General features: G+C 62.5%; 30 protein-coding genes and 1 tRNA gene. All 31 read left to right on the top strand.

All coding sequences use genetic code 11. The features are described from left to right. The first annotated feature begins 23 nt into the window (after positions 1-23). The 31 genes from ACSSVG_RS03440 to ACSSVG_RS03290 all read left to right on the top strand — a co-directional run bounded on the left by ACSSVG_RS03440 (position 24) and on the right by ACSSVG_RS03290 (position 21,057). A complete protein-coding gene (locus ACSSVG_RS03440) occupies positions 24-917 on the top strand; it encodes a hypothetical protein (RefSeq protein ID WP_492417307.1) in 894 nt (297 codons plus the stop codon). A gap of 77 nt (positions 918-994) precedes the next feature. Further along, positions 995-1,465 (top strand): hypothetical protein, encoded by a 471-nt coding sequence (locus tag ACSSVG_RS03435; RefSeq protein WP_492417305.1) that lies wholly within the window; start codon positions 995-997, stop codon positions 1,463-1,465. Positions 1,466-1,640: 175 nt separating this feature from the next. Then, positions 1,641-1,991 (top strand): YfdP family phage-associated protein, encoded by a 351-nt coding sequence (locus ACSSVG_RS03430; RefSeq protein ID WP_492417304.1) that lies wholly within the window; start codon positions 1,641-1,643, stop codon positions 1,989-1,991. Positions 1,992-1,993: 2 nt separating this feature from the next. Then, entirely contained in the window at positions 1,994-2,809 is an 816-nt protein-coding gene (locus ACSSVG_RS03425) for a DUF2303 family protein (RefSeq protein ID WP_492417302.1), read from the top strand. Between the two features lie 66 nt (positions 2,810-2,875). Beyond that, a tRNA-OTHER gene (locus ACSSVG_RS03420) sits at positions 2,876-2,963 on the top strand. 44 nt (positions 2,964-3,007) lie between these two features. Next, positions 3,008-3,577 carry a hypothetical protein gene (locus tag ACSSVG_RS03415; protein ID WP_492417301.1) on the top strand — a complete coding sequence of 190 codons (570 nt, stop codon included), beginning with the start codon at positions 3,008-3,010 and terminating at the stop codon, positions 3,575-3,577. Continuing rightward, positions 3,574-4,671 carry a hypothetical protein gene (locus tag ACSSVG_RS03410; protein ID WP_492417299.1) on the top strand — a complete coding sequence of 366 codons (1,098 nt, stop codon included), beginning with the start codon at positions 3,574-3,576 and terminating at the stop codon, positions 4,669-4,671. Before ACSSVG_RS03415 ends, ACSSVG_RS03410 begins: the two co-directional genes overlap by 4 nt. Next, positions 4,668-4,877 (top strand): hypothetical protein, encoded by a 210-nt coding sequence (locus tag ACSSVG_RS03405; protein WP_492417297.1) that lies wholly within the window; start codon positions 4,668-4,670, stop codon positions 4,875-4,877. Before ACSSVG_RS03410 ends, ACSSVG_RS03405 begins: the two co-directional genes overlap by 4 nt. Continuing rightward, positions 4,874-5,143: a hypothetical protein gene (locus tag ACSSVG_RS03400; protein WP_492417295.1), complete on the top strand. Its 270-nt coding sequence runs from the start codon at positions 4,874-4,876 to the stop codon at positions 5,141-5,143. The genes ACSSVG_RS03405 and ACSSVG_RS03400 overlap by 4 nt, the downstream gene beginning before the upstream one ends. Next, entirely contained in the window at positions 5,140-5,460 is a 321-nt protein-coding gene (locus tag ACSSVG_RS03395) for a hypothetical protein (protein ID WP_492417293.1), read from the top strand. The genes ACSSVG_RS03400 and ACSSVG_RS03395 overlap by 4 nt, the downstream gene beginning before the upstream one ends. Continuing rightward, positions 5,457-5,777 carry a hypothetical protein gene (locus tag ACSSVG_RS03390; RefSeq protein ID WP_492417291.1) on the top strand — a complete coding sequence of 107 codons (321 nt, stop codon included), beginning with the start codon at positions 5,457-5,459 and terminating at the stop codon, positions 5,775-5,777. Before ACSSVG_RS03395 ends, ACSSVG_RS03390 begins: the two co-directional genes overlap by 4 nt. Further along, complete coding sequence (locus ACSSVG_RS03385; RefSeq protein WP_492417290.1) at positions 5,774-5,896, top strand: hypothetical protein; 123 nt, start codon at positions 5,774-5,776, stop codon at positions 5,894-5,896. Before ACSSVG_RS03390 ends, ACSSVG_RS03385 begins: the two co-directional genes overlap by 4 nt. Further along, positions 5,893-8,439, top strand: a complete 2,547-nt coding sequence (locus ACSSVG_RS03380) for a phage/plasmid primase, P4 family (RefSeq protein WP_492417289.1) — start codon at positions 5,893-5,895, stop codon at positions 8,437-8,439. The genes ACSSVG_RS03385 and ACSSVG_RS03380 overlap by 4 nt, the downstream gene beginning before the upstream one ends. A gap of 337 nt (positions 8,440-8,776) precedes the next feature. After that, the gene (locus ACSSVG_RS03375; protein WP_492417287.1) at positions 8,777-9,217 is read left to right on the top strand and encodes a hypothetical protein; all 441 of its coding nucleotides are present in this window, start codon (positions 8,777-8,779) and stop codon (positions 9,215-9,217) included. After that, the gene (locus ACSSVG_RS03370; RefSeq protein ID WP_492417285.1) at positions 9,198-9,569 is read left to right on the top strand and encodes a hypothetical protein; all 372 of its coding nucleotides are present in this window, start codon (positions 9,198-9,200) and stop codon (positions 9,567-9,569) included. Before ACSSVG_RS03375 ends, ACSSVG_RS03370 begins: the two co-directional genes overlap by 20 nt. Further along, positions 9,566-9,946, top strand: a complete 381-nt coding sequence (locus ACSSVG_RS03365; protein WP_492417283.1) for a hypothetical protein — start codon at positions 9,566-9,568, stop codon at positions 9,944-9,946. The genes ACSSVG_RS03370 and ACSSVG_RS03365 overlap by 4 nt, the downstream gene beginning before the upstream one ends. Continuing rightward, complete coding sequence (locus ACSSVG_RS03360) at positions 9,943-10,251, top strand: hypothetical protein (RefSeq protein WP_492417281.1); 309 nt, start codon at positions 9,943-9,945, stop codon at positions 10,249-10,251. Before ACSSVG_RS03365 ends, ACSSVG_RS03360 begins: the two co-directional genes overlap by 4 nt. After that, a complete protein-coding gene (locus ACSSVG_RS03355) occupies positions 10,248-10,580 on the top strand; it encodes a hypothetical protein (RefSeq protein WP_492417279.1) in 333 nt (110 codons plus the stop codon). Before ACSSVG_RS03360 ends, ACSSVG_RS03355 begins: the two co-directional genes overlap by 4 nt. After that, positions 10,577-11,293 carry a hypothetical protein gene (locus tag ACSSVG_RS03350; RefSeq protein ID WP_492417277.1) on the top strand — a complete coding sequence of 239 codons (717 nt, stop codon included), beginning with the start codon at positions 10,577-10,579 and terminating at the stop codon, positions 11,291-11,293. The genes ACSSVG_RS03355 and ACSSVG_RS03350 overlap by 4 nt, the downstream gene beginning before the upstream one ends. 369 nt (positions 11,294-11,662) lie before the next feature. Beyond that, entirely contained in the window at positions 11,663-11,848 is a 186-nt protein-coding gene (locus ACSSVG_RS03345; protein ID WP_492417275.1) for a hypothetical protein, read from the top strand. A 597-nt stretch (positions 11,849-12,445) separates the two neighbouring features. Then, positions 12,446-13,045: a phage terminase small subunit P27 family gene (locus ACSSVG_RS03340; RefSeq protein WP_492417273.1), complete on the top strand. Its 600-nt coding sequence runs from the start codon at positions 12,446-12,448 to the stop codon at positions 13,043-13,045. After that, positions 13,020-14,771, top strand: coding sequence for a terminase large subunit (locus tag ACSSVG_RS03335; protein ID WP_492417271.1), 1,752 nt, complete (start codon positions 13,020-13,022; stop codon positions 14,769-14,771). The genes ACSSVG_RS03340 and ACSSVG_RS03335 overlap by 26 nt, the downstream gene beginning before the upstream one ends. 12 nt (positions 14,772-14,783) lie before the next feature. Next, positions 14,784-16,163 carry a phage portal protein gene (locus ACSSVG_RS03330; RefSeq protein ID WP_492417269.1) on the top strand — a complete coding sequence of 460 codons (1,380 nt, stop codon included), beginning with the start codon at positions 14,784-14,786 and terminating at the stop codon, positions 16,161-16,163. After that, entirely contained in the window at positions 16,160-17,428 is a 1,269-nt protein-coding gene (locus tag ACSSVG_RS03325) for a hypothetical protein (protein ID WP_492417267.1), read from the top strand. Before ACSSVG_RS03330 ends, ACSSVG_RS03325 begins: the two co-directional genes overlap by 4 nt. Before the next feature lie 86 nt (positions 17,429-17,514). Beyond that, on the top strand, positions 17,515-18,015 hold the full coding sequence (locus ACSSVG_RS03320; RefSeq protein WP_492417266.1) for a hypothetical protein: 501 nt from the start codon (positions 17,515-17,517) through the stop codon (positions 18,013-18,015). 67 nt (positions 18,016-18,082) lie between these two features. After that, positions 18,083-19,024 (top strand): phage major capsid protein, encoded by a 942-nt coding sequence (locus tag ACSSVG_RS03315; protein WP_492417264.1) that lies wholly within the window; start codon positions 18,083-18,085, stop codon positions 19,022-19,024. Positions 19,025-19,082: 58 nt separating this feature from the next. Next, positions 19,083-19,253, top strand: coding sequence for a hypothetical protein (locus tag ACSSVG_RS03310; protein ID WP_492417262.1), 171 nt, complete (start codon positions 19,083-19,085; stop codon positions 19,251-19,253). Further along, on the top strand, positions 19,253-19,843 hold the full coding sequence (locus tag ACSSVG_RS03305; protein ID WP_492417260.1) for a hypothetical protein: 591 nt from the start codon (positions 19,253-19,255) through the stop codon (positions 19,841-19,843). The genes ACSSVG_RS03310 and ACSSVG_RS03305 overlap by 1 nt, the downstream gene beginning before the upstream one ends. After that, complete coding sequence (locus ACSSVG_RS03300) at positions 19,840-20,235, top strand: DUF6093 family protein (RefSeq protein WP_492417258.1); 396 nt, start codon at positions 19,840-19,842, stop codon at positions 20,233-20,235. The genes ACSSVG_RS03305 and ACSSVG_RS03300 overlap by 4 nt, the downstream gene beginning before the upstream one ends. After that, the gene (locus ACSSVG_RS03295; RefSeq protein WP_492417257.1) at positions 20,235-20,630 is read left to right on the top strand and encodes a hypothetical protein; all 396 of its coding nucleotides are present in this window, start codon (positions 20,235-20,237) and stop codon (positions 20,628-20,630) included. Before ACSSVG_RS03300 ends, ACSSVG_RS03295 begins: the two co-directional genes overlap by 1 nt. Further along, positions 20,623-21,057 (top strand): hypothetical protein, encoded by a 435-nt coding sequence (locus ACSSVG_RS03290; protein ID WP_492417255.1) that lies wholly within the window; start codon positions 20,623-20,625, stop codon positions 21,055-21,057. Before ACSSVG_RS03295 ends, ACSSVG_RS03290 begins: the two co-directional genes overlap by 8 nt. Positions 21,058-21,071: the final 14 nt, after the last annotated feature.

Below are 21,071 nucleotides of genomic sequence, written 5' to 3'. Positions count from 1 at the left end.
CAAGTAACAGGAGAACTAAGCAAATGAACGGCAACGGACTCGACGCTTTCAAGAAGCGCGGAAACAGCAAGTTCGCCACCTTCCCCCAGCCCGGCGCCACGGTGGCCGGCATCATCACCGAGATCAGTGACCAGAAACAGGCCACCAAGTGGAACCCGGACCCCAAGGCAAAGCGCGAACTGGACACTTGGCCCTCCGGAGATCCGGTCATGGAGGTCTGGGTTACGGTCCAGACTCAGGACCGCGACCCTCAGGACCCCGAGGACACCGGTCTCCGCACAGTCGTCGTCACGGTCAACCAGAAGCAGGGCGGCCAGCTGGCAGCCATCATGGACGCCTGCGAAGCCGTCGGCGCGCAGACACCGCTCCCTGGCGGATTCCTTGTTCTCACCTTCACCCAGTTTGATCCGGAGTCCAAGAACCCGCAGAACCCGCGCAAGCTTTACGCGGCCCAGTACCAAGTGCCGGCACCGGGTGGGGGAGCGTTCCAGCAGTCGCAAGCCCATCCCGCCCAACAGCCGGCGCCAGTACAGCAGTACAACGAGTTCAACCCGCCCCCGCAGCAGCAGGCAGCTCCGGTGCAGCAGTTCCAGCAGCCGCCAGTGCAGCAGCAGGCACCCGCATGGACTCAGCCGCCGGCAGCCCCTGTCCAGGCGGCACCGCAGGTTCCGCAGGCTTACCAGCCGCCGGTGCAGGTGAACACCAACACCGGCGAAATCGCACCGCAGCAGCAGGCAGCTCCGGTGCAGCAGTTCCAGCAGCCGCCAGTGCAGCAGCAGGCACCCGCTCAGCAAAGCGGGGGATGGGACGCCGTCCAGGTCCAGGCACTCATTGCCCAGGGCATGGATGACAACACCATCAACGCCACCACAGGTGCACCGCTGCCGGCCATCGCAGCAATCCGCGGCATCGCCTAAACACCAGCCCAACCCGCGGTGCCCGGTCAAGCAGCCGGCCGGGCACCGCAACCAACCTCAACCCAAAGGAAAAAAGAATGCCTACACGAGAAGAACTCCCTGAGTTCGCCCGTAACCATCAGCTGGGGAAGCTCGCGGTCCGCACCGAATCCGTCTACAACAAGGACGGAGACCTGACGAATGAAGAGCTCAAGCACGTGGCCACCGAAGGTGACTACGACGCTGACACAGAGTTCGTCGACGAACCCGGTCACGCAGAGGTGGTCCTCTCTCTCACCGGCCAGAAGATCGGGGACACAGTTCCCTTGCATCGGCCGATCTTTGATGTTGACTTCCCCGTCTCAGCACTTCCCTCGTCAACCCCGGGGCACTTCCACCTATATCTGGACAAGGAACTGACCTGGTTGCAGTACCGCCGTCTGCTCGAGGCGCTGAGCTTCGCAGGGATTATCGAGGGCGGCTACCTCCAAGCCTCTGTCGCTCGCGGATTCACGTCCGTCCGGATGCCCTCGGCCAAGAAGGCAGCCCCCCTTCCAGTCGAACTGTGAGCGGTCCGCACAAGAACTTCCCACTCACACAGAGGGAGTTCCACGAGCAGGCGGCAGCAATCGCCTTCCAGCCAAACCACTGGCCGGACCTCCCACCCCGCACCGAACAAGCACCACAGGCAGTCGCAGCACCTAACCCATTCGTCCGAAACCCCGCACTCGTAAAGGAAGAACCGTGACTGAACAGCACGCCAAACCCTTCGCAGACTTCCTCGCCCAGCAAGGCCGGGCACATGAGGAACTCACCGAAGGACTGCACCAGGTCATTCAGGCAGTAGAGGAAACCGGCAAGGCCGGCTCCGTCACCCTCGTCATCAAAGTCGATCCCGACAAGAAGGCCACCGGCGTCTTCCGCATCAGCGACAACGTCACCGTCAAGGTCCCCGCACACGACCGAGGCACCCGCATCTACTTCAAGGACGACTCCGGGAACCTCTCCCGCTCCAACCCCAACCAGCCCGAACTCGAAGGACTCCGCGACGTCTCCGCACCCGCCGAAGTCCGCAAGCTCAAGGAAGTCAACTGATCATGACCGAAGCACGCACCGAAGCCGCGACCGTCGCCGAATACGCACAGCAGGCCCACGATCCCTCCGAGCTGGAAGCCGGGAAGATCTACCTTATTGCCGACGGCGCCGGTGGTGTCCGCAAGATCGACACTGACGAGTACCACGCGCAGCCACGTCGCAAGAAGGGGCAGATCACAGTCTCCGGATTCGGGTCCTTCCAGCAGTACCTGGACAAGCACGGACTCACTGAGGAAACCGAAGTCATTGCCAACCTGAATGACGGCACGTTCCGCGCAGTCCTCAACGCAGGCGACTCGGAGAACCCCGGATGGGCAGACCATACGGCCACCCTCAAGCTGTCCAAGTCCTTGGAATGGGAGCGGTGGGCCAGCCGGTCCGGCAAGCTCATGCTCCAAGCTGACTTCGCCGAGTTCATCGAGGACAACGCCAAGGACATCGTGGAACCGTCCAGCGCGGACATCCTCGAAATCGCGCAGTCCCTCCAGGTGAAGCGCGGCGTGGAGTTCGAGTCTGGCACCCGCCTCTCCGACGGCAATGTCCAGTTCGGGTACCGCGAGAACACCACGGCCTCGGCCGGCAGTGTTGGGCAGCTCAGTATCCCCGAGAAGATCACCCTTGCGTTGCGCCCGTTCAAGGACGGCGAGACGTACAAGGTGCAGGCGATCTTCCGGTACCGACTCCAGGGCTCGCAGCTCACGCTCGGATACAAGCTGCAGGACCCGGAGAAGGTCATCGAGGACGCCTTCAACATCGTCGCTGAAGAGGTCAGCGACTACACGGCACAGCGGGACTTCCTCTACTTGAACGCTGGCTAACACCCCCCAGGAAACTGGCACAGCCTCGTTACCTGGCCAACGCGCCTGGGGCTGTGCCAGAACCCAGGGCCTGATAGGCAACCCACCCGCTGAAACCAATTCCCCCTGCGGAAGTAAGCACCGGGACCCGGTTCGAATCCGGGCAGGCCCACCACCACGACAACCAACCTCACCACCAAACCGAAAGGAGCCACAGCAATGGCTCGCAACTTCACCCCTACCATCGTTCACCCCGATGGGCACCGCACTATCCACGTCCACCGGTTCTGCAACGGCTGCAACCGCAACATCGGCGATGTCACAGATGCTGAGATGGATGCCGCAATCGCTGGCCTTTCGCTCCCTGACGTCCGTGAAGAATGCGGATGCGTCCCGCTGAAAACCCCAATCATGGGTGCAACCTGCACCTTCGGCAGCGGCAAGACCGTCTGGGAAATCGTCAGGGTCAACCACAACCAGGACGGCACCATCAAAGACCTGCACCTGTCCAAGTACTTGGGCGACGGCTACACCAACCGCTGGGCTCAGGTCAGCGAGATCCGCAACCTCAAAGCACAGACCCTCCGCGTCTCCCTGGCAACCATCCTCGCCCTCCGCGAAGAAGCAGAGAAGGCAGCCAAAAAAGTACAGGACAGCATCCGTTCCAAGGCCCGCCCCGGGCAGCTCATGGAAATCGTCGGGGACACCAACACCACCCTCGCCAACTACGCCCACGTCTACGCCATCCACCTCGAAGACGTCGCCAAGGAAGCCGAGGCCCAGTCATGAGCCGCCGCGTCCCCGAAATCGAAACCACCGTCACCCACGAATGCGGCTTCACCAAAACCGCCCGCACCCCGGGCCTCGCAGCCACGTCGCTTGCGCGTCACTCCTGCGAACGCCAGCAAGAGATTCAGGACCGCGCTGCCCGGGTAGAGGCTCGCCGCACCCGCGAGGGCGTCAAGCGTGACTGCCAGTGCAAAATCGCCAACCACATCCACGGCACCCGCCTCGCCTACGTTGTCGACAAGTGCCGCTGCCGCGCCTGCACCGACGCTGCCACCCAGGCGGAGAGCAACAGGAACAAGCAGATCGCTTTCGGACGCTACGACACCGGCCGCGTAGACGCCACCGAAGTCCGCGCCCACATCCTGGCACTCATGGAAGCCGGCGTTTCCATGAAGCGCCTCGGCAAAATCGCAGGGATGGCACACTCCACCGTGTCCGCCGTCGTCTACGGGCGCACTGAACGCGGGCACACCGCCTACCGCCGCGTCCACAAGGACACCGCAGCGAAGATCCTGGCCATCAAGCCGTCCATGGAGAACATGGCACCCAACCGCTACATCGACTCATGCGGCACCATCCGCAGACTCCAAGCCCTTGTTGCCATCGGCTGGTCACAAAACCGGCTGTGCGAGCAGCTGGGCATAAGCCGTCGCAACTTTGGCACCTTCATGAACGCCGACCAGTGCACCGTCCGTAAAGCGCTCGCCGTCCGGGACCTCTACAACCAGCTCTGGAACCGACCACAGACCGGCGTGGAATGGCATAGCAAGACCTCCGCCACAAGGGCCCGCAACCACGCCAAGGCCCGCGGCTGGGCACCACCCTTGGCATGGGATGACGAAACGATCGACAACCCCGACGCCCAGCCGGAGTTCGGAACCAAGCTCAAGCTCCGCGACACCATCGCTGAGGACGTCGAGTTCATGCACAAGACCGGCGCCAGCATCGATGAAATCTCCGAACGCCTCGGCAACCCCTGGCAGTCCATCGAACGCCAGCTGCACCGCATGGGCCGCGGCGAGCTGGTCACTCTCGTCAAGACAGACAACCGCGACAACGGCCGGCAGGCCAGCAAAGGAAAACGAGCAGCATGAGCGCCGCCGCATTCATCAAGAGATACCCCCGAGCCGTCATCAAGCCAACAACGGACGCCAGCGGATGGACCATCGACCTCATCCAGCGCGCTGGAGCCAAGCCCAAGCGAGTCAAAGCCACCTACGCCTCCATCCCCTGGGCGCACAAAGCAGCGCGGGCCAAGCTCGGCCTCCCTCCCTCGGCAAAGCTCGGGTCACTCGCATGAACAAGCAGATCAGCACCGGGAACATCAGGATGTTCCTCGCCGGTTGCAGGTGCGGCCGCGCGTTTGAATCGGACCGGCCCATAGAACAGGTGCCAGCCCACATCCACAACCACCGCCTCATCAGCGGCAACAACGTACACACCTGCACTGGCTGCATCTGGGAGGTCGAGACCTTCACCCCGGCCCAAGACCCAGTCACCATCACCGCGGTAAACGCGGCCTTCGCCAAGCACCTACTCACCACCGCAATCGAGGAGTCAGCATGAGCACCGAGATATCCGAGAAGCAGCTCGAGTGGTTCGACTACCGGAAGGAGTATGGTTCCTGGACTGAGCCGGAACTCTCGCAGGCCCATAAGCACTTCTGCGCTGGTTACGAAGCTGCCCAAGCGAAGCCCCGCACGGTCACCACCGAGGCAGAACTGAACGCCCTGCCCAACACCGCCGTCATCCGGGACAAGTACGGCGACGTTAGTGAGAAGCGAGACTACAAATGGTGCGGCTACGAAACTGCGCCGCTATCCGACCATCAAATGGCCAAGTACCTTCCGGCTAAGGTCCTCGACGACGGAGCAGGCGCATGAGCCGGGAGCAGATGAAAGCCCGCCTGGCAGCAGCCACCCCCGGGCCTTGGGAATGGGATCACAGCAACCCGCGGCGCGTCCTTGAAGGCAAAGACGGGGAAGGAGTGTTGCATTGCGCGGCACTGCTTTACCCAGAACTAAGAAACCAAGCCTTCATCGCCCACGCTCCCACGGACCTTGCCAAGCTGCACGCTGCACTGGACGCCGTCGAAGCACTGCATCGTCAAGACACCTACGGGCCGAAGTACTGCATATGCGGCGACGTGTGGCCGTGCGTAACCGTGAACGTCATCCAAGCAGCATTGAGCGAGGAATGACTGCCCTGGAACGCCTCGCGCAGCTGGCTATCAACTGCCCGCACCTCGCACGCAAACTCTCGCTGCTTCCACCAGAGCAGCTGGCCCAGATACTCACCGATAAGGAAACCGCCAGTTGAGCACCCTCCACGCAGCCCAGCAACTCGCCGCAGCTGGACTGTCCGTCGTACCCGTCATGACCGACGGCACCAAACGCCCCGCCGGCAACTGGAAGGAATACCAGGAACTCCGCGCTTCCCACCAGAAGCTCGCCGAATGGTTCACCACCGGCAACTACGGCGTCGGCATCATCACCGGCACCATCAGCGGCAACGTCGAAATGGCCGAAGTCGAAGGCCGCGGCGCCGACCGTCTCCCGGAAATCGCGCAACTCGCCACCGACTCCGGCATGGGCGAACTTTGGGCCAAGCTCTGCAACGGCTGGCTCGAACAGTCACCCTCCGGCGGATGGCACTGGTTCTACAAGATCGACTACCCCGAGAACTTCAAGTTCCCCGGCAACACCAAACTCGCTTCCCGCCCGTCCACAGCTACAGAGCTGGCGGCGAACCCCAGGCAGCGCAAGCAGGTACTTGCCGAGACGCGCTCCGAAGGCGGGTTCGTTGTCATGGCCCCATCCGGCGGCACCGTCCACCCGTCCGGGATGCCTTGGGTGCGGGTGGCCGGCGGGCCGGAATCCATGCCCACCATCACCCCCGACGAACGCGAGGCGTTCCACTCGATCCTCGGCACTCTTCACGAACCCATGCCCGAGGAAACCCAGCAGGGCACCTTCAACGTCACCCCTGTTGAACGGGATCCATTGGACGGCGTCATGCCCGGCGACGACTACGAGAACAAGACCACCTGGCCGGACATCCTCGGCCCCGCAGGCTGGACCAAACTCTTCACCTCCGGACGCACCACCTACTGGCGCAGGCCCGGGAAGAACCTCGGCATCTCCGCCACCACCGGCAACGCCGAGGACCGCGACCGCCTGTTCGTCTTCACGTCCTCCACCGAGTTTGAGCAGGAAACCCCGTACACGAAGTTCGGCGCCTACGCGCTCCTGCACCACCGCGGGGACCACGCCGCCGCGGCATCGGCGCTCCGGAAGGCCGGCCATGGTTCCGAACCACAAAGGCCTGTCCGCGTACCGTTGCCCGGGAAACTCGTCACAACACCGCCCGTTACCGTTTCATCGGCCCCGAATATGCACCAACCGTCCGAAATTATGCAGACGGCAGGGAACAACGCGCTCGCGACCGTACACCTGTTGGACGACCACCGCGACACCGTCACCCTTGCCCGGTCCGACGACGGCAACGCCCAGGCACTCATCGACGAATACGGCGACCGTCTACGGTACTGCTCCGACCGTGGCCGGTGGCTCGCCTGGTCAGGGAACGTGTGGCAGTGGCAGCAGGGCACCGGCGGAGCCGCCCGCGAGTATGCCAAAGCTATTGCAAGGGCCTTGCCAGAAGCCGGCACCGAGGCCCAGAACCACAAGCGCCGGGCACTCTCGGCCAAGGGCACCTCCGACATGCTCACCCAGGCGCAAACGGACCCGCGCATCACCGTCACTATCGACATGCTCGACGCCCACCCCTGGGAGCTCAACACCCCCGGCGGCATTATCGACCTCCGCACCGGGCGACTCTCACCGCCGGACCCGGCGAAACTCCACACCCGCATCACCACCTGCGCGCCGGACTTCAACGCGGACGGCACCATGTGGGACACCTTCCTCGCCCAAACCTTCCCTGAAGGTGAGGAGCTTATCGGCTACATGCAACGCCTCATCGGCTACTCGGCCGTCGGCGAGGTCCGCGAACACCTCCTGCCGTTCGGTTACGGCGGCGGCGGTAATGGCAAGGGTGTGCTGCTTGAAACCATCCGTGCCGTCCTGGGCGACTACGCCACCACCTCACCCAACGGGTTCCTCATGGCCACCAACTACTCAGCCCACACCACAGAGATAGCTCGCCTCGCCGGGGTCCGGTTCGTCATTTGCTCCGAAGTCAACGAAACCGACCGCTTTGACGAAGCCAAGGTCAAGCTGCTGGCCGGCGGCGACACCCTCACCGCCCGCTTCATGCGCCAGGACGACTTCACCTTCACACCAACCCACCAGCTGTGGCTCCTCGGCAACCACCAACCAGCCGTCGAATCCGGCGGACACTCATTCTGGAGGCGCCTACGCCTGATCCCCTTCACCCACACCGTCCCCGACGACAAACGAATAGACGACCTCCAAGGCATCCTCGCCCGCGACCACGGCCCAGCGGTCATGGCATGGATAGCCCGAGGAGCCGCAGCCTACGCAGCCAAAGGCCTACAAGAGCCGGCAGGCGTCAAGGCAGCCACCGCCGACTACGCACACTCCGTGGACACCGTTGGCAGGTTCCTCGAAGAAGAATGCACCCTCCACCCAGGCGACGCCGCAGCACACCTCGCAACCGACGTCTCAGCCATCAGGGCAGCCTACGAACGCTGGTGCCTCGACAACGGCGAAACACCCCTCAGAGGCCGCGCGTTCCAATCCCAGATCAGCCGCCACGGCGTCCTGACAGGCCCACAAGCGCCCCGAGGAACTGGAGGCACCCGACGATACGGCGGCGTCACTCTGCTCTCGGCAAAGACCGAACAGGATGACCACGACGGCGACCGAGGAGGCTGGTAGTGGCCTCGACATCCGGCGCCGTATCCCAGCACGCCCAGGCACCCGCATGCCCAATTCAGGGGTCCATCCACGCCCAGGACAGCTTGCGAGTGACAGCAAATTCTCCGCATGAAATCAGGGGAGTGACACGAGTGACGCAACTTTCGTCGGATAGCCTACGTGCGCGCGCCCGTAGGACAAGCAACGAAAGTTATGTCACTAAAGTCCTAAGCAGCCTTACTAGTGACACAGTGACACGAAATCTGACTTATCAAGCTGATGCGGGCGCATACGCCTACGCGGTCCGGTTCAACAAAATTCATGTCACTAGCGTCACTCGGTTAGGGCGAACCGAAAAATGAACCAGCCAGCTCTCTTCTCCACGCCGAAGCGCACCACACGCACGCCAGGGAAAGACGACTGGCTCAAGCAGCTCCTGGAAAACAAGACCGGCGGTTTCCGGGCCGCCAGGTGGGAACGCTGCACCACCTGCCAAGAACTCACCCTCCACGGGATGGACGCGGACATGTGCGCCGGCATGGTAACCGCAGACCCTACGCCGCTTTCCCCGCTCCAAGAACTCGCCTGCATGATCATCGGCCGGCCAACCTTCACCCTCAAACCACGAGGACAGGCCTACGAACTCAACGACCGACGGGCCGCCCACAAATACGGGCCACGCCCACCAGACCACAATGGCCTCACGGTCATCCCAGCCCACCAATGCGGCGCACGATTCCCAGGTTTCATCCAACGACCAGCCACCAAGGAGACCAGCAATGACCAACCAGACTTCTAGCCCCAGCCCCGAGCAGCTCAACGACCCGGAAGGCCACAAGCTCGTCGATGCGATCCACCAACGCCTGGAACTCGGACGGTTGATCATCGGCCGGACAACAACCTCAGCGGTCGAAGCGATATGGGCAGCTGGCTTTCGCAAACAGCGCGTGGTGACGACCGTGGAAGAACTCGATTCGCTGCACTTCGAGGCTGTCGTACTTGACGCTTACGGCACTGCTTACGTCTGCCTCAAGAAGTCCCCTCAGGAAAACCAATGGGACTGCCCAGCGCTGACGAGCCGGAGCATGTCTTCATGGGCCATTGAAGTCAACGGCCCTTTCACCGTTCTGCACGAAGGGAGCGACAAGTGAGCGCCTACCACCGTCAAAAGGGATCCAGCTTCGAACGGCTCATCGCCGACTACCTCGCAGCCAAGATCGACGACCGCATAGACCGCCGCGTCAAGAACGGCGCCAAAGATCGCGGCGACATCGCCGGCCTCCGCCACCTCGGCCAACGCATCGTCCTCGAATGCAAGAACACAGCCAAGATGGCGCTCGCCGGATGGGCCGCTGAAGCCGAGACCGAACGCCAGAACGACGAAGCACTCGCAGGCATCATCATCCACAAACGCCACGGCAAAGGCCGGCCCGAGGACCAATGGGTGACCCTCACTGTTGGCGAACTCGTCGCCCTCATCAACGGCAACCGCAACCACTACAACCAGGAACAGGACAAGGCAGCATGAAGGCGCAGATCCACTTCTTGCCGTACCAGCCAAAGAAAGAAGCGCCGACGGTGGCCGAACTCCAGGCCGCCACCCTGGTGTTCGATGGGGTTTTCGTCGACGTAACTGCCGCGTTCAAACAGGTGAACGAAAGCGCGAAACAAGCCGGTGAGTCTGCTCAGCGTATCTATGGCAATTATCAGACCAGTTTCGCCATTACCCGCACCTACCCCGCAACCCGGCGCGAACACCGCCAAGTCGCAACACGATGGGCCCGCCTTACCCGTAGGCCAGCCCTCATCCACAACGGAAGGAAACCACGATGAGCGACCTGATTGAGGTTCTGTATCGGCTCCGGGACATGGCCGGCATGGCGGCGGACAAGCTGCGCGCCGAGGTTCAGGCTGGCCAAGCCGTCCTGGACAAGCTGGACAAGTTCGCTGACGAGTGCGAGGAAGGCGCCGAACTCCTCGCGGCAAGCGACCTCCACCCCGGGATGCACGCCAACATCCCCGAGCGCAGCGGACTGACCAGGATTACCCAAGACGCGACACCGGCCGCTGAGATTCCCAAACGTCCGGTGCCTTGCAGGTACTGCGCTGACAGCCCATGCACTTGCCCAACAGTGTCCGAGCCGGAAAGGACTCTTGAATGAGGACCGTCACCGAAGATCTTGACTGGATCTATGACCGCTGGTCAGACCTCCGCGCCACTATGCACCGCGGCACACCCAAGCCATGGCGCGAACCAACCCTCACCCTTGAGCAGCGCGGACGCCTGGACGAGCTGGCCCGACTGGAGAAGCTGGAACGCGGCGCCTTCACCCTCGGCGAGTCACCGGCACCCATCCACCTCGACGCGCTGGACCGCGCCATCGACCTCACTGCCACCATGGTTAGGCTCGCCCGCGCCATGGCCGAAGAGCTCCAACACCATGCCGTCATCATCCGAGCTGCACGCCATCGTTACGATGACCCGCTGCTGCTCATTCGATACGTGCGCGCAAATGTGGACGAGCTTCTGCCCGAGCTGCGCGAGACAGTCCAAGATGAAGTCGCCAGGCTGCGCGCCGGCCTCGTGCACCACTTCTCCGAAATCGGAGTCGGCCAGCGACTCAAGACCGACTGCCCATGGTGCGACCAGCCCAGCCTCTACGTCCGACTCATCGGACCCGAGGGCAACGGCCAGCCCATCATCAGGTGTGAGTCAGGGGTGTGCGAGCCAGCCCAAGAGGTGTGCGGAACCTGGCACCGCAACATGCCAGCTTGGCCGTTCCACGAATGGGAATGGCTGGCCAAGCGCATCGCCCACGCCGAGGAAAAGCGCCATGGCCTCGCCGTGCTGGCACAGCTCCAGAACGCCAGCTAACCGACACGCGCACTTTCTAACCCACAGAGATGCAAACAGGCTGTGGATAAGTTACCCTAGAAGCACGTCGAGCCATACCTTTTTCAGGTTGCTGGGGAAGTTGCCGAAGGTGCTGACGACAACTGAATAGCGCGTCACCTCATGACCCCCAAAGCATGAGTGACGGCAGGACTGCGAGAACCCCACACCGCGAAAGCACGTGGGACGTGTTGGCTCCAGCAGGGTTCGAAGCCCTGCCAGTCCACGGGGATACCAAGAGATCCCTCCATGAGATACAAAGCCTGGCCCTTCCACCAGGCACCGAGGCCCGACTGTTCCCCATAGCAGTCGGGCCTCACCCATTCCACTGAACAGAGCGAGGTGCCACAGGTGAGGATCGCAGTCCACACCACCGACGGCGGCCAGCTCGACATCAAGGACTTCGACCAAGGATCCTTCATGGAACTCCTTGACGAGTTCGGCAATGAGCGCACCCACCTACTCACCTTCGCCCTCGACAGCGGCATGGCCTACGTCGTGAAGGCAGCAGTCACACGCATCGACACATTCGACTAAGGAGTAAGCCATGGCCAGCAAACCCAAGCAGGACATGCCGTGCCCCAAGTGCGGAAGCCACACCGTGGCAGGTCCGGACTCCAAGTGCACCAACCCACAGCCCGAACCAGCACGGCAAGACTGACATGCCGCACGCACCACGCAAGCCATGCCCCACACCAGGATGCCCAGAGCTACTGGAACCAGGGCAGCGCCGCTGCACCAAGCACGGGCAGCAGCACGAACAGCAGCGAGGCAGCAGGCAACAGCGAGGGTACGACCGCAAGCACGACCAACTCCGGAGACAGTGGGCACCATCAGTTGCCACTGGTTCCATCAAGTGCTGGCGTTGCGATGAGCTGATCCTCAAGGGCCAAGCATGGGACCTCGGGCACGACGACAACGACCGCACCAAGTACCGCGGACCTGAGCACGCAGCACGATGCAACAGGCGCGCTGCTGGCCTCAAATCACATCGACAGCAAGCACCATCACCGCCGCCTTTCTAGGGCGCTCAGGGGGTGGGGGGTGACCCCTCCGCCCCCGCCCTTGCCGGACCGCCGGGGAGGGTTTTTCCTACTGCCGCAGGTTAGAGCTTTTTGATCAGGAGGGTTTTTCATGCCCGGTCCTGCCAAGAAGCCAGCCCTCCAAATCGTCCGCGAGGGCAACCCCTCGAAGCGTCCGATTCCGGAACATATCGTCGTCCCGCCGGCGACCTTCGACGAGCCTGACTGGGCCGCGGAGTTCCCCACAGGACTGGTTGGACGCAAGCCGGCCAAGCCGAAGCTCAACGACGCCGCCACCTTCGAGGAATTCCAGAAGCTCCTCGCCATGTACGAGTGGGACCTTGACCGGTGGACGCGCCGCAAGCTTGCCGCAGAGGCCGCAAAATTCAGCCAGAAACGCGCAGCTGAAGAGTGGAACCGTGTCGTTCCCATCCTGAAAGCGTCCGTTGGCCTGGGAAACCTCGACTTCGCCACCGTCGTGGATCTCTGCGTCTGCATCGCCCGTCTCGAATGGTGTGAACGGCAGATCAGCCGGGAAGGGCTGATCGTTGAGGGCCAGCGCGGACCGTGCCGAAACCCTCTGACGACGGTGGCCACCGCCTACCGCACTCAGTTCAAGACCTACATCCGTGAGCTCGGCTTGTCTCCTTCTGCCCGGACGGGTGTCCCGTCTCGGAAGGACGACGATGACGAAGACGATCCGTTCGACTAAGGAACTCATCGACAACCTGCCGGTCCCGTATGACGCGTTGGTTGAGCTTGGCATGTCCCACGAGCAGATCCTGGACGGCGCCGAACGAGCGCCGCTGGTCAAGGCCTTCCAGGCGGACCAGCACCCGGACGCATGGTTCGACGTGGCCCGGGCCCGTAAAGCACTCCGTGCGATCGGTGCCTTCAAGCACACCAAGGGCCGGTGGGCCGGCCTGAACATGAAACTGGGCGAAGGCCTGGATCCTTGGCAGGCTGTCTGGATTATGGCCCCGGTCTTTGGCTGGGTCTACTACGACGCAGAGAGTGACCTTGTTGTCCGCGTCATCCGGACAGTGTGGATCGAGATCCCGCGTAAGAACGGCAAGTCCACCCTCACCTCGGCTATCTCCGGGGTCATGCTCCTCGCTGACGGCGAGGCTGGAGCTGAGGTTTACAACGCAGCTGGCTCGGCGCTTCAGGCTGGCCGTGTGTTCGAAGATGCCAAGCGGATGCTGCAAACCTCGCGCGCAGCTGCCAAACGCATCGAACCCCTCAAGGACGTCGTCCGCGTCCCCAAGACCGGAAGCATACTCCGCGTCCTGTCCCGAGTGGCCGAAACCGCGCACGGCCTGAACGTTTCCGCAGCGACCATCGACGAGGTCCACACCCTCAAGCTGCGCCGTGCCCTGGTCGAAGCCATAGAAACCGGCGTCGGCGCGCGCGACCAGCCACTCATCGTGTTCATCACCACCGCTGACGAAGCGGAAGAGGGCACGATTTACGATGAGAAGCACGTCTACACCAGGAACGTCGCCAACGGCATCGTCAAGGACCCTGCCCACTACGGCGTTATATGGGCCGCAGCGGAAACCGACGATCCGTTCTCCGAAGAGACGCAGAAGAAAGCGAACCCGGGCTACGGGAAGTCGCCGACCAAAGCGTACTTGCAGCGCGAAGCCCTCAAAGCGCAGTCCTCGCCAACGTATTTCCCGACGTACTGTCGGCTCTCGCTCAACTTGCGTATGCGGATGCAGACGAGATGGCTTGACCTGAAGAAGGTAGATGCGCTGACGGTTGACGTTGACCGCGCCTCGCTGCGTGGCCGGCGTGCCTGGGCAGGCTTGGACCTTTCCGCCGTTGCCGACTTCACTGCCTGGGCGGTGTGGGTTGAATCCCGGACTCCGGGCCGCGAACTGGACCTCCTCACCCATTACTGGGTACCGGGGGAACGAGTCGAGGCCTTGGAGAAGCAGCTAATGGTGCCTCTTCAAGAGTGGATTGACCAGGGGTTCGTGACTGCCACCGAGGGGGACGTCATCGACTACAGCTCGGTGAAGGCAAAAGCGATCGGCGATTGCCACCACTTTGACATGCAGCGAGTCTCCTACGACCGCATGTTCGCTGGCCAGCTCGTGCAAGACCTCGACGAGGAACTGAACGGCGTGGACATCGCACCAGTGGCTCAGACCTTCATGGGTCTATCTCCTGCCTGCAAGGAAGTGGAACGCCTCATCGGCGCCAAGTCTGTTGCGATCCAGACGAATCCGGTGACCAGATGGATGGCTTCCGTGGTCGAGGTCAAAAACGACGGACTCGACAACATCCGCCCGGTGAAGCCAGACCGGCAAAAGTCAGTTACCCGCATTGACGGCATCCAAGCCGCAGTGACCGGCCTCGACGGACGTATCCGCGTCGCCAAGAAAGAATCCGGCCTCACCAGGGCCCGCGGCAAAATTTCCAGCCAATGAGAGGGGCAAAGGGTGCCTAAGTTTGAACCGCTTTCCCCCGAATGGTGGGTGTACCGGCTTCACAAGAAACTCGCGCAGCGGGCAGCTGACATCGAGTTGTACGACCGCTACTACCGCGGAGACCATCCGCTGCCGTGGCTTGCCCCGCAGGCGCAGGAAGAATTCCGGCGCATCCTGAAGATGACCAGGTCGAACTACATGGGCCTCGTATGTGACTCCCAAGTGGAACGCATGCACTTTGAGGGCATCCGCGTTGGCGACACCATGGAAGCCGACGCGGAAATGTGGTCAATCTGGGAAGAGAACCACCTCGACTCTGACTTTGACCAGGGCATCCTGGAATCCACGATTGCCGGGCAGGCCTACTTGCTGGTGGCCCCGAACCCGGACAATGCCAAGCGACCGTTGATGTGGATTGAACACCCCTCGCAGGTCATCGTTGAGTACGCTCCAGGGACCGGCAGGAACAAGCGCATTGCTGGTCTGAAGGTCTGGCAGGACGACTGGACCGGGAAACTCAACTCCACGCTGCAGTACGACGGGTTCATCTGGAAGTTCGAATCAGAGCGTCCGGTAAACAGCCAGTCGGAGACTGACAGGATTCGTTGGGTGCCTCGGGTTGTCGGCAAGGAAACGTGGCCGGCAAAGAACCCGCTGGATGAAGTGACGTTCGTGGAGCTCCCGAACAATCCGCGCCTCCTCACTGGCGGCGTTTCGGAAATTCATGACCTCATTGACATTCAGGACCGCACAAACAAGACCATTGCTGATCGCTTGATGACTCAGGACTACGGGGCCTTCCCTCAGAAGTGGGCCAAGGCGTGGCCGGAAGAAGATGCGAACGGCAACCCCACAAAGCAGATTGACGTGGGCAGGGACCGCATGGTCACTACTGACGTCAAGGAAGCTGAGTTCGGGCAGTGGGATGCAGCGCCACTTGATCCTTACTCGGCCGCGAAACGGGAAGACGTAAAGGACATCGCGTCCCGTTCCCGCACTCCTGCTCAGTACTTGCTGGGTGAGATGTCGAACGTAAACGGCGAGACGCTCAAAGCTTCCGAATCTGGACTGGTGTCCAAGATTCGGCAGCGAATCAAGCCACATTCTGAGGGTCTCAAAGACGCTTTCCGGCTGGCACGCAAAGCAGCAAGCCTGCCTCCATTGCCGATGGAACCCATCTGGAAGAACCCAGAGTTCCGCACCGAAGGCGAACTTGTTGACTCCCTGACCAAGATGGCCACCCTCGGCGTTCCGGAGGAAGCCCTTTGGGAGCGTTGGGGAGCCACTCCGCAGGAACGTGACCGGTGGCGGAAATGGAACGCCGAGCGCCGTGAGGACCCGGTTCTCAACAGAATCAACCGTGACTTGGTTGGTGACGACGCGGAGGCATGATGATTCCCGAAGCGACGGCGGCCCACTACCGGCGGATACAGCGGCTCCAGTCTGCTGCGCTCCTGCTGGGCCGCCGCGCCTGGGGCAACATCGACCTCGCAAACCTCAGCGTCTCTTGGGACCGCAACCTTGCACTCATCCTTCCCAGCATCGCCGACTACCAAGAACAAGCGGCTGTGTCCGGCGCAGGCTACGCAGCTTCCACTATGGCCGCCCAGGGTCTATACGAAGCTCCCGGTTACTTCGTGAACCCGGAAGCCTTCGCAGGAACAGCAAGTGACGGGCGCAGCTTGGAAGACCTCCTGCACTCGCCAGTCACGAAGGTGAAAGTTCTGATCGGCAAAGGCATGCCAAACAGCAAGGCTTTGCATGCGGGCAGAGTCACCCTGGATACGATGCTACGCACGCAGGTAGCGGACGCTGGCAGGGGAGCGGCTGGTGTTGACATCGCAACCAGGCAAAACACCGGCTACATCAGGATGCTCAACCCGCCGTCATGCCCTCGCTGCTCGGTCCTCGCCGGAAAGTTCTTCCGATGGAATGCAGGATTCAACAGGCACCCCCGGTGCGATTGCGTCCACGTAGCCTCCACAAGAGCAGCCATCGAAGGCGGAGTGAGTGAAGGCCTCGTTCACGATCCCTATGAGTATTTCAACTCGATGAGCCGACCCGAGCAGGACAAGCTCTACACCGTCGCTGGTGCACAGGCTATCCGCGACGGTGCTGACATTTACCAAGTGGTCAACTCCAGCCGAGGCATGAAGCCAGGTGGTCTGCTCACGACGGAAGGCACGTCCCGCAGAGGAGCTTTCCGAGGGGCAGGCGGAGGCAAGCGCCGGCTCACTCCTGAAGCCATCTACCAGCAGGCCGGCGACGACCGTGCCAAGACGTTGAAGTTGCTCGAATCCAACGGCTACATCCTTCCTGGAGGGCAAACGCCGGGCGGCTCCATCACTGGGCAACGCGAAGGCTTCGGCGCCCTTGGCAGGGGCGGCACCCGTGTAGGCGCACGCCAAGCTGTAGAAACCGCACGCGAGACCGGCGTCAGGAACCCCACCAGCCGGGCCACGATGACCGAAGCGGAACGGCGGGCATTTGACGCCAAGCAGCGCTGGGATGAAGTCCGCGCCGGACGAAACCCCTACGGGCGCGGGAAGCTCACCCCCGAGCTGGCGGCCGCCGTCGAAAACGACTACCGCAACACCATCGTCCTGGGCGACGCGCAGTGGAAGCTCACAGCGCGCCGAAGCATGGGCGCCAAATAGGTTTCCTCACCACTTGGTGGGGGACGCTCACGGCCAGCGTATGGCCGGTCACGCCGACGGGCTTACGGAAAAGGAAAGCAGGAACGATGTCTGACGCAACACCGGAAACACCTCAAAGCGAGGCCCCACCCGCACCCGAGTGGAAGCCACCTGCCAGCCAGGACGACTTTGACCGGATCATTTCGGAGCGGCTCACCCGGGAACGGGCAAAGTACTCCGACTATGACGAGCTCAAGGCCAAGGAAACGGAGTACAACCAGTACCTCGAATCCCAGAAAACTGACGAGCAGCGCCGCCAGGAAGAAGCCGAGAAGGCCAACGCCGAACGGGAGCAGGAACGCAAGGAGTCTGCCGAAGCGAAAGCTGAGCTGGCAAGGACGCGCGCCGCTCTCAAGTACAAGCTCACCGAGGAAGACCTGGAGCTGCTCCAGTTCGTCCCCGCCGAGCAGGTCGAAGAGACCGCAGAGAAGATCTCGAAGCGGCTCAACCGCGAAGTCACCCCAGACTTCGACGGCGGGCATCGGACACCGCCACCTGCAACCCCATCTATGAACAACATCATCCGTCAGGCCGCTGGCCGGGGATAACGCCGCAGCACCAGCCGGCACGGCTGGCCCGCTGTTCCAACCATTCACGAACCTGTAGGAGGTCACCGTGCCGTTCAACAACATCATTTCCAGGACCGACGCGTCCGCACTCATCCCCGAGGAAGTCTCGAACGAGGTGTTCGACCACCTCCACGAGAACTCCGCGGCGCTCACGCTGTTCAAGCAGCGCCGCATGTCCCGCGGCCAGCAGCGCCTGCCCGTGAAGTCCGCGCTGCCCACCGCATACTTCGTGAACGGTGACACGGGGCTGAAGCAGACCACCGAGGTCAACTGGGACAACAAGTTCCTGAACGTCGAGGAAATCGCGGCCATCGTGCCGATTCCCGAAGCTGTCCTCGATGACGCCGACTTCGACGTCTGGGCAGAGATCCGCCCCGATCTGCAGGAAGCTGTGGGCCGCGCACTGGACGCCGCCATCTTCTTCGGCACAAACAAGCCGGCCTCGTGGCCTTCCGCCATCGTTGCGGGCGCAACCGCAGCGGGCAACACTACCGCCCGCGGCACGGCCACAGCAGCACAGGGCGGCATCGCCGGTGACCTGTCCAACCTCTTCGGCCTGGTCGAAGACGACGGCTACGACGTGGACGGGCTGATCGCTTCCCGTTCCCTGAAGGGCCGGCTGCGTAACGCACGCGCGACTGACGGGCAGACCCTCAACGGGTTCTCCCAGAACGACGTCTACGGCGTCGCGCCGTCCTACCCGCTGCGCGGCCTGTGGCCTGTCGGTGCTTCTGCGGCAGAGGCTGTGGCCGGCGACTTCAGCCGCGGCATCATCGGTATCCGCCAGGACCTGACTTACAAGGTCCTCACGGAAGCCGTGATCCAGGACAACACCGGGGCGATCATCTACAACCTCGCCCAGCAGGACATGGTTGCCTTGCGCGTCGTGTTCCGCGCAGCGTTCGCTGTCGCTAACCCGATCAACTTCGATCGGCCCACCGAAGCCGAGCGCTACCCGTTCGCTGTCCTCACGGCACCGGGCGCCTAGTCACCCACGGCGGCCCCAACACTGGGGCCGCCACCAACCACCAAGAGAGGAGGCCATCATGGCTGCTGAAAAGAAGGACGCCGGCGTGGCCAGTGTCCAGGCCAAGTTCGACAAGATCAACGAGCAGGGATTTATCGGAGACGAAACCGACAAGACCCCCAACGAGAACTACACCATCGCCGGAGTCACCGCCGGCAAGCCCACTCCTGAGACGGAAAAGGGTAAGTAGTGGCTGACCCGGTGCTGGCCACGGTCGAACAGCTAGAAGCACGCCTTGGGCATACCGTGGATGCCGTCAGGGCTGAAGCATTGCTCGAGGACGCTTCGGCTATCGTCCGTGGCTACACCGGGCAGTACTTCACCAAGGTCGAGGACGACGTCGTAACCCTCGCCGTCAGTCGCGGACAAGTCACCCTCCCTCAACGCCCAGCTGAGAAGCCCACCCTGATCAGCCGGGCTGACGGTTCCGGCACGTATCCAACCGGTTCCTGGTACTGGGGCGGCATTGGAGTCATCGACTTCGGCAGCCCCTCCTGGCTGGCGAACGGGCCTACAAGATCATGGACGCCGCAGGCCGTCACGGTTACCTACACGCACGGCTTCGAGGACATCCCCGCCGACGTCGTCGCCGTTGTCTGCCAAATGGTTGGCCGTGTCATCGACGGAACGGACACCCCGGGCCTTCGTTCTGAGTCGATCGATGATTACCAGTACCAGATGGGCGGCAACATCGTCTCCGGCGCTGTGGCCTTGGTGCCCTCCGAGAAGGAATCGCTCGACCGTTACCGCCGTCGGTCCGGATCTGTGAGGCTCCGATGAGTGCCACTGGGGCGACGCTCATGGGCAGACGCGCCGCCGAGCGAGGCATGAAGGACGAGTGCACGGTACGCCGCCCCGGGCCCAAGCCGGTAACTGATCCAACGACAGGCAAGGTCACCCGCCCCTCGTCCGAGGTCTACACCGGTATATGCCGGCTCCAGCAGACGCTGGCGCAGGCATCCACTGCGGAAGCGGGGGAGCATCAGTTCACTGAGCAGGGCATCCAGTGGCAAACCCCTGTAGGGGCTGGGCCATTCAGGATTGGCGACATGGTCGAACTGACAGCGTCCGAATTGGACGGCCAGCTCGTGGGAAAGATCTTCAGGGTTGAGCAGCTCTTCAACAAGTCCCAAGCGACGTCGCAGCGTTGCCGAGTGGTGGAGGTTCTCTGATGGCTGGCATGACTGTAGATGCTTCCGACTTCGACAAGCTCGGCGAAGAGTTCCTGGAAGCAGCCAAGAAGATCGTTCCCGAGACCCGCAAGGTTGTTGAGAAGGGTTCCCTGAACGTCAAGAAAGAGATCCAGGAGAACTTCCGCGGATCCAGCTTCGAAGGCGCGGTCCGGAACATCAGGTACAAGGTGAAAGACGTCCCTGACGGGATCGAGGGCAGCATTGCCCCGTACCTCGAACAGGAAGGCTTCGGCTCCCTGGTGGGCATCGCCCTCTACGGCTCGTCCAAGGGCGGCGGCGGAACCGTGGTAGACCCAATCCACGCGCTGGAAGCAGAAGCCCCACGGTTCGAGAAAGCGCTCTTGGAAGTCGCTGGGCTGGTGCTCAATGAGTAAAGCCCACTACGACGCACTGGAAGCGCTCCTTCCGGACGGATTTACAAGGTTCCGTGGCGTCGCCGAAGGGGAAGCATCCGAGGGAAACCCGGACGGCGAAGTGAACGCCGACGACTACCCCTTTATCGTCATCGGCGGCGGGCTCGGCAAGGACTACACCGAGGCCCTGAACGGTGATTCAGACACCCGTGACATGCGGTTCAGGATCACCTACTCCGGGCTTACATTCGACTCCGTCCTCGTCGTTATGGAAGCCGTCCGCGCTTCCCTCAACGACAAGAAGCTTGTCGTGCCCGGCTGGTCTAGCGGCATCCTCCGTCAAGAGGAGCTGTTGGACATCCGCGCCGACCGGGACGTCACCATTCCCGGCATCGGCTTGAACCCCCAATTCGCGGTGGACGAGTTCACCCTCGTGTCCGCTCGCTAGGAAACCCACCGGCC

Source organism: Paenarthrobacter sp. E2MeOHC11 (assembly GCF_058744955.1).
This window is presented reverse-complemented; position numbering and strand designations above follow the sequence as displayed.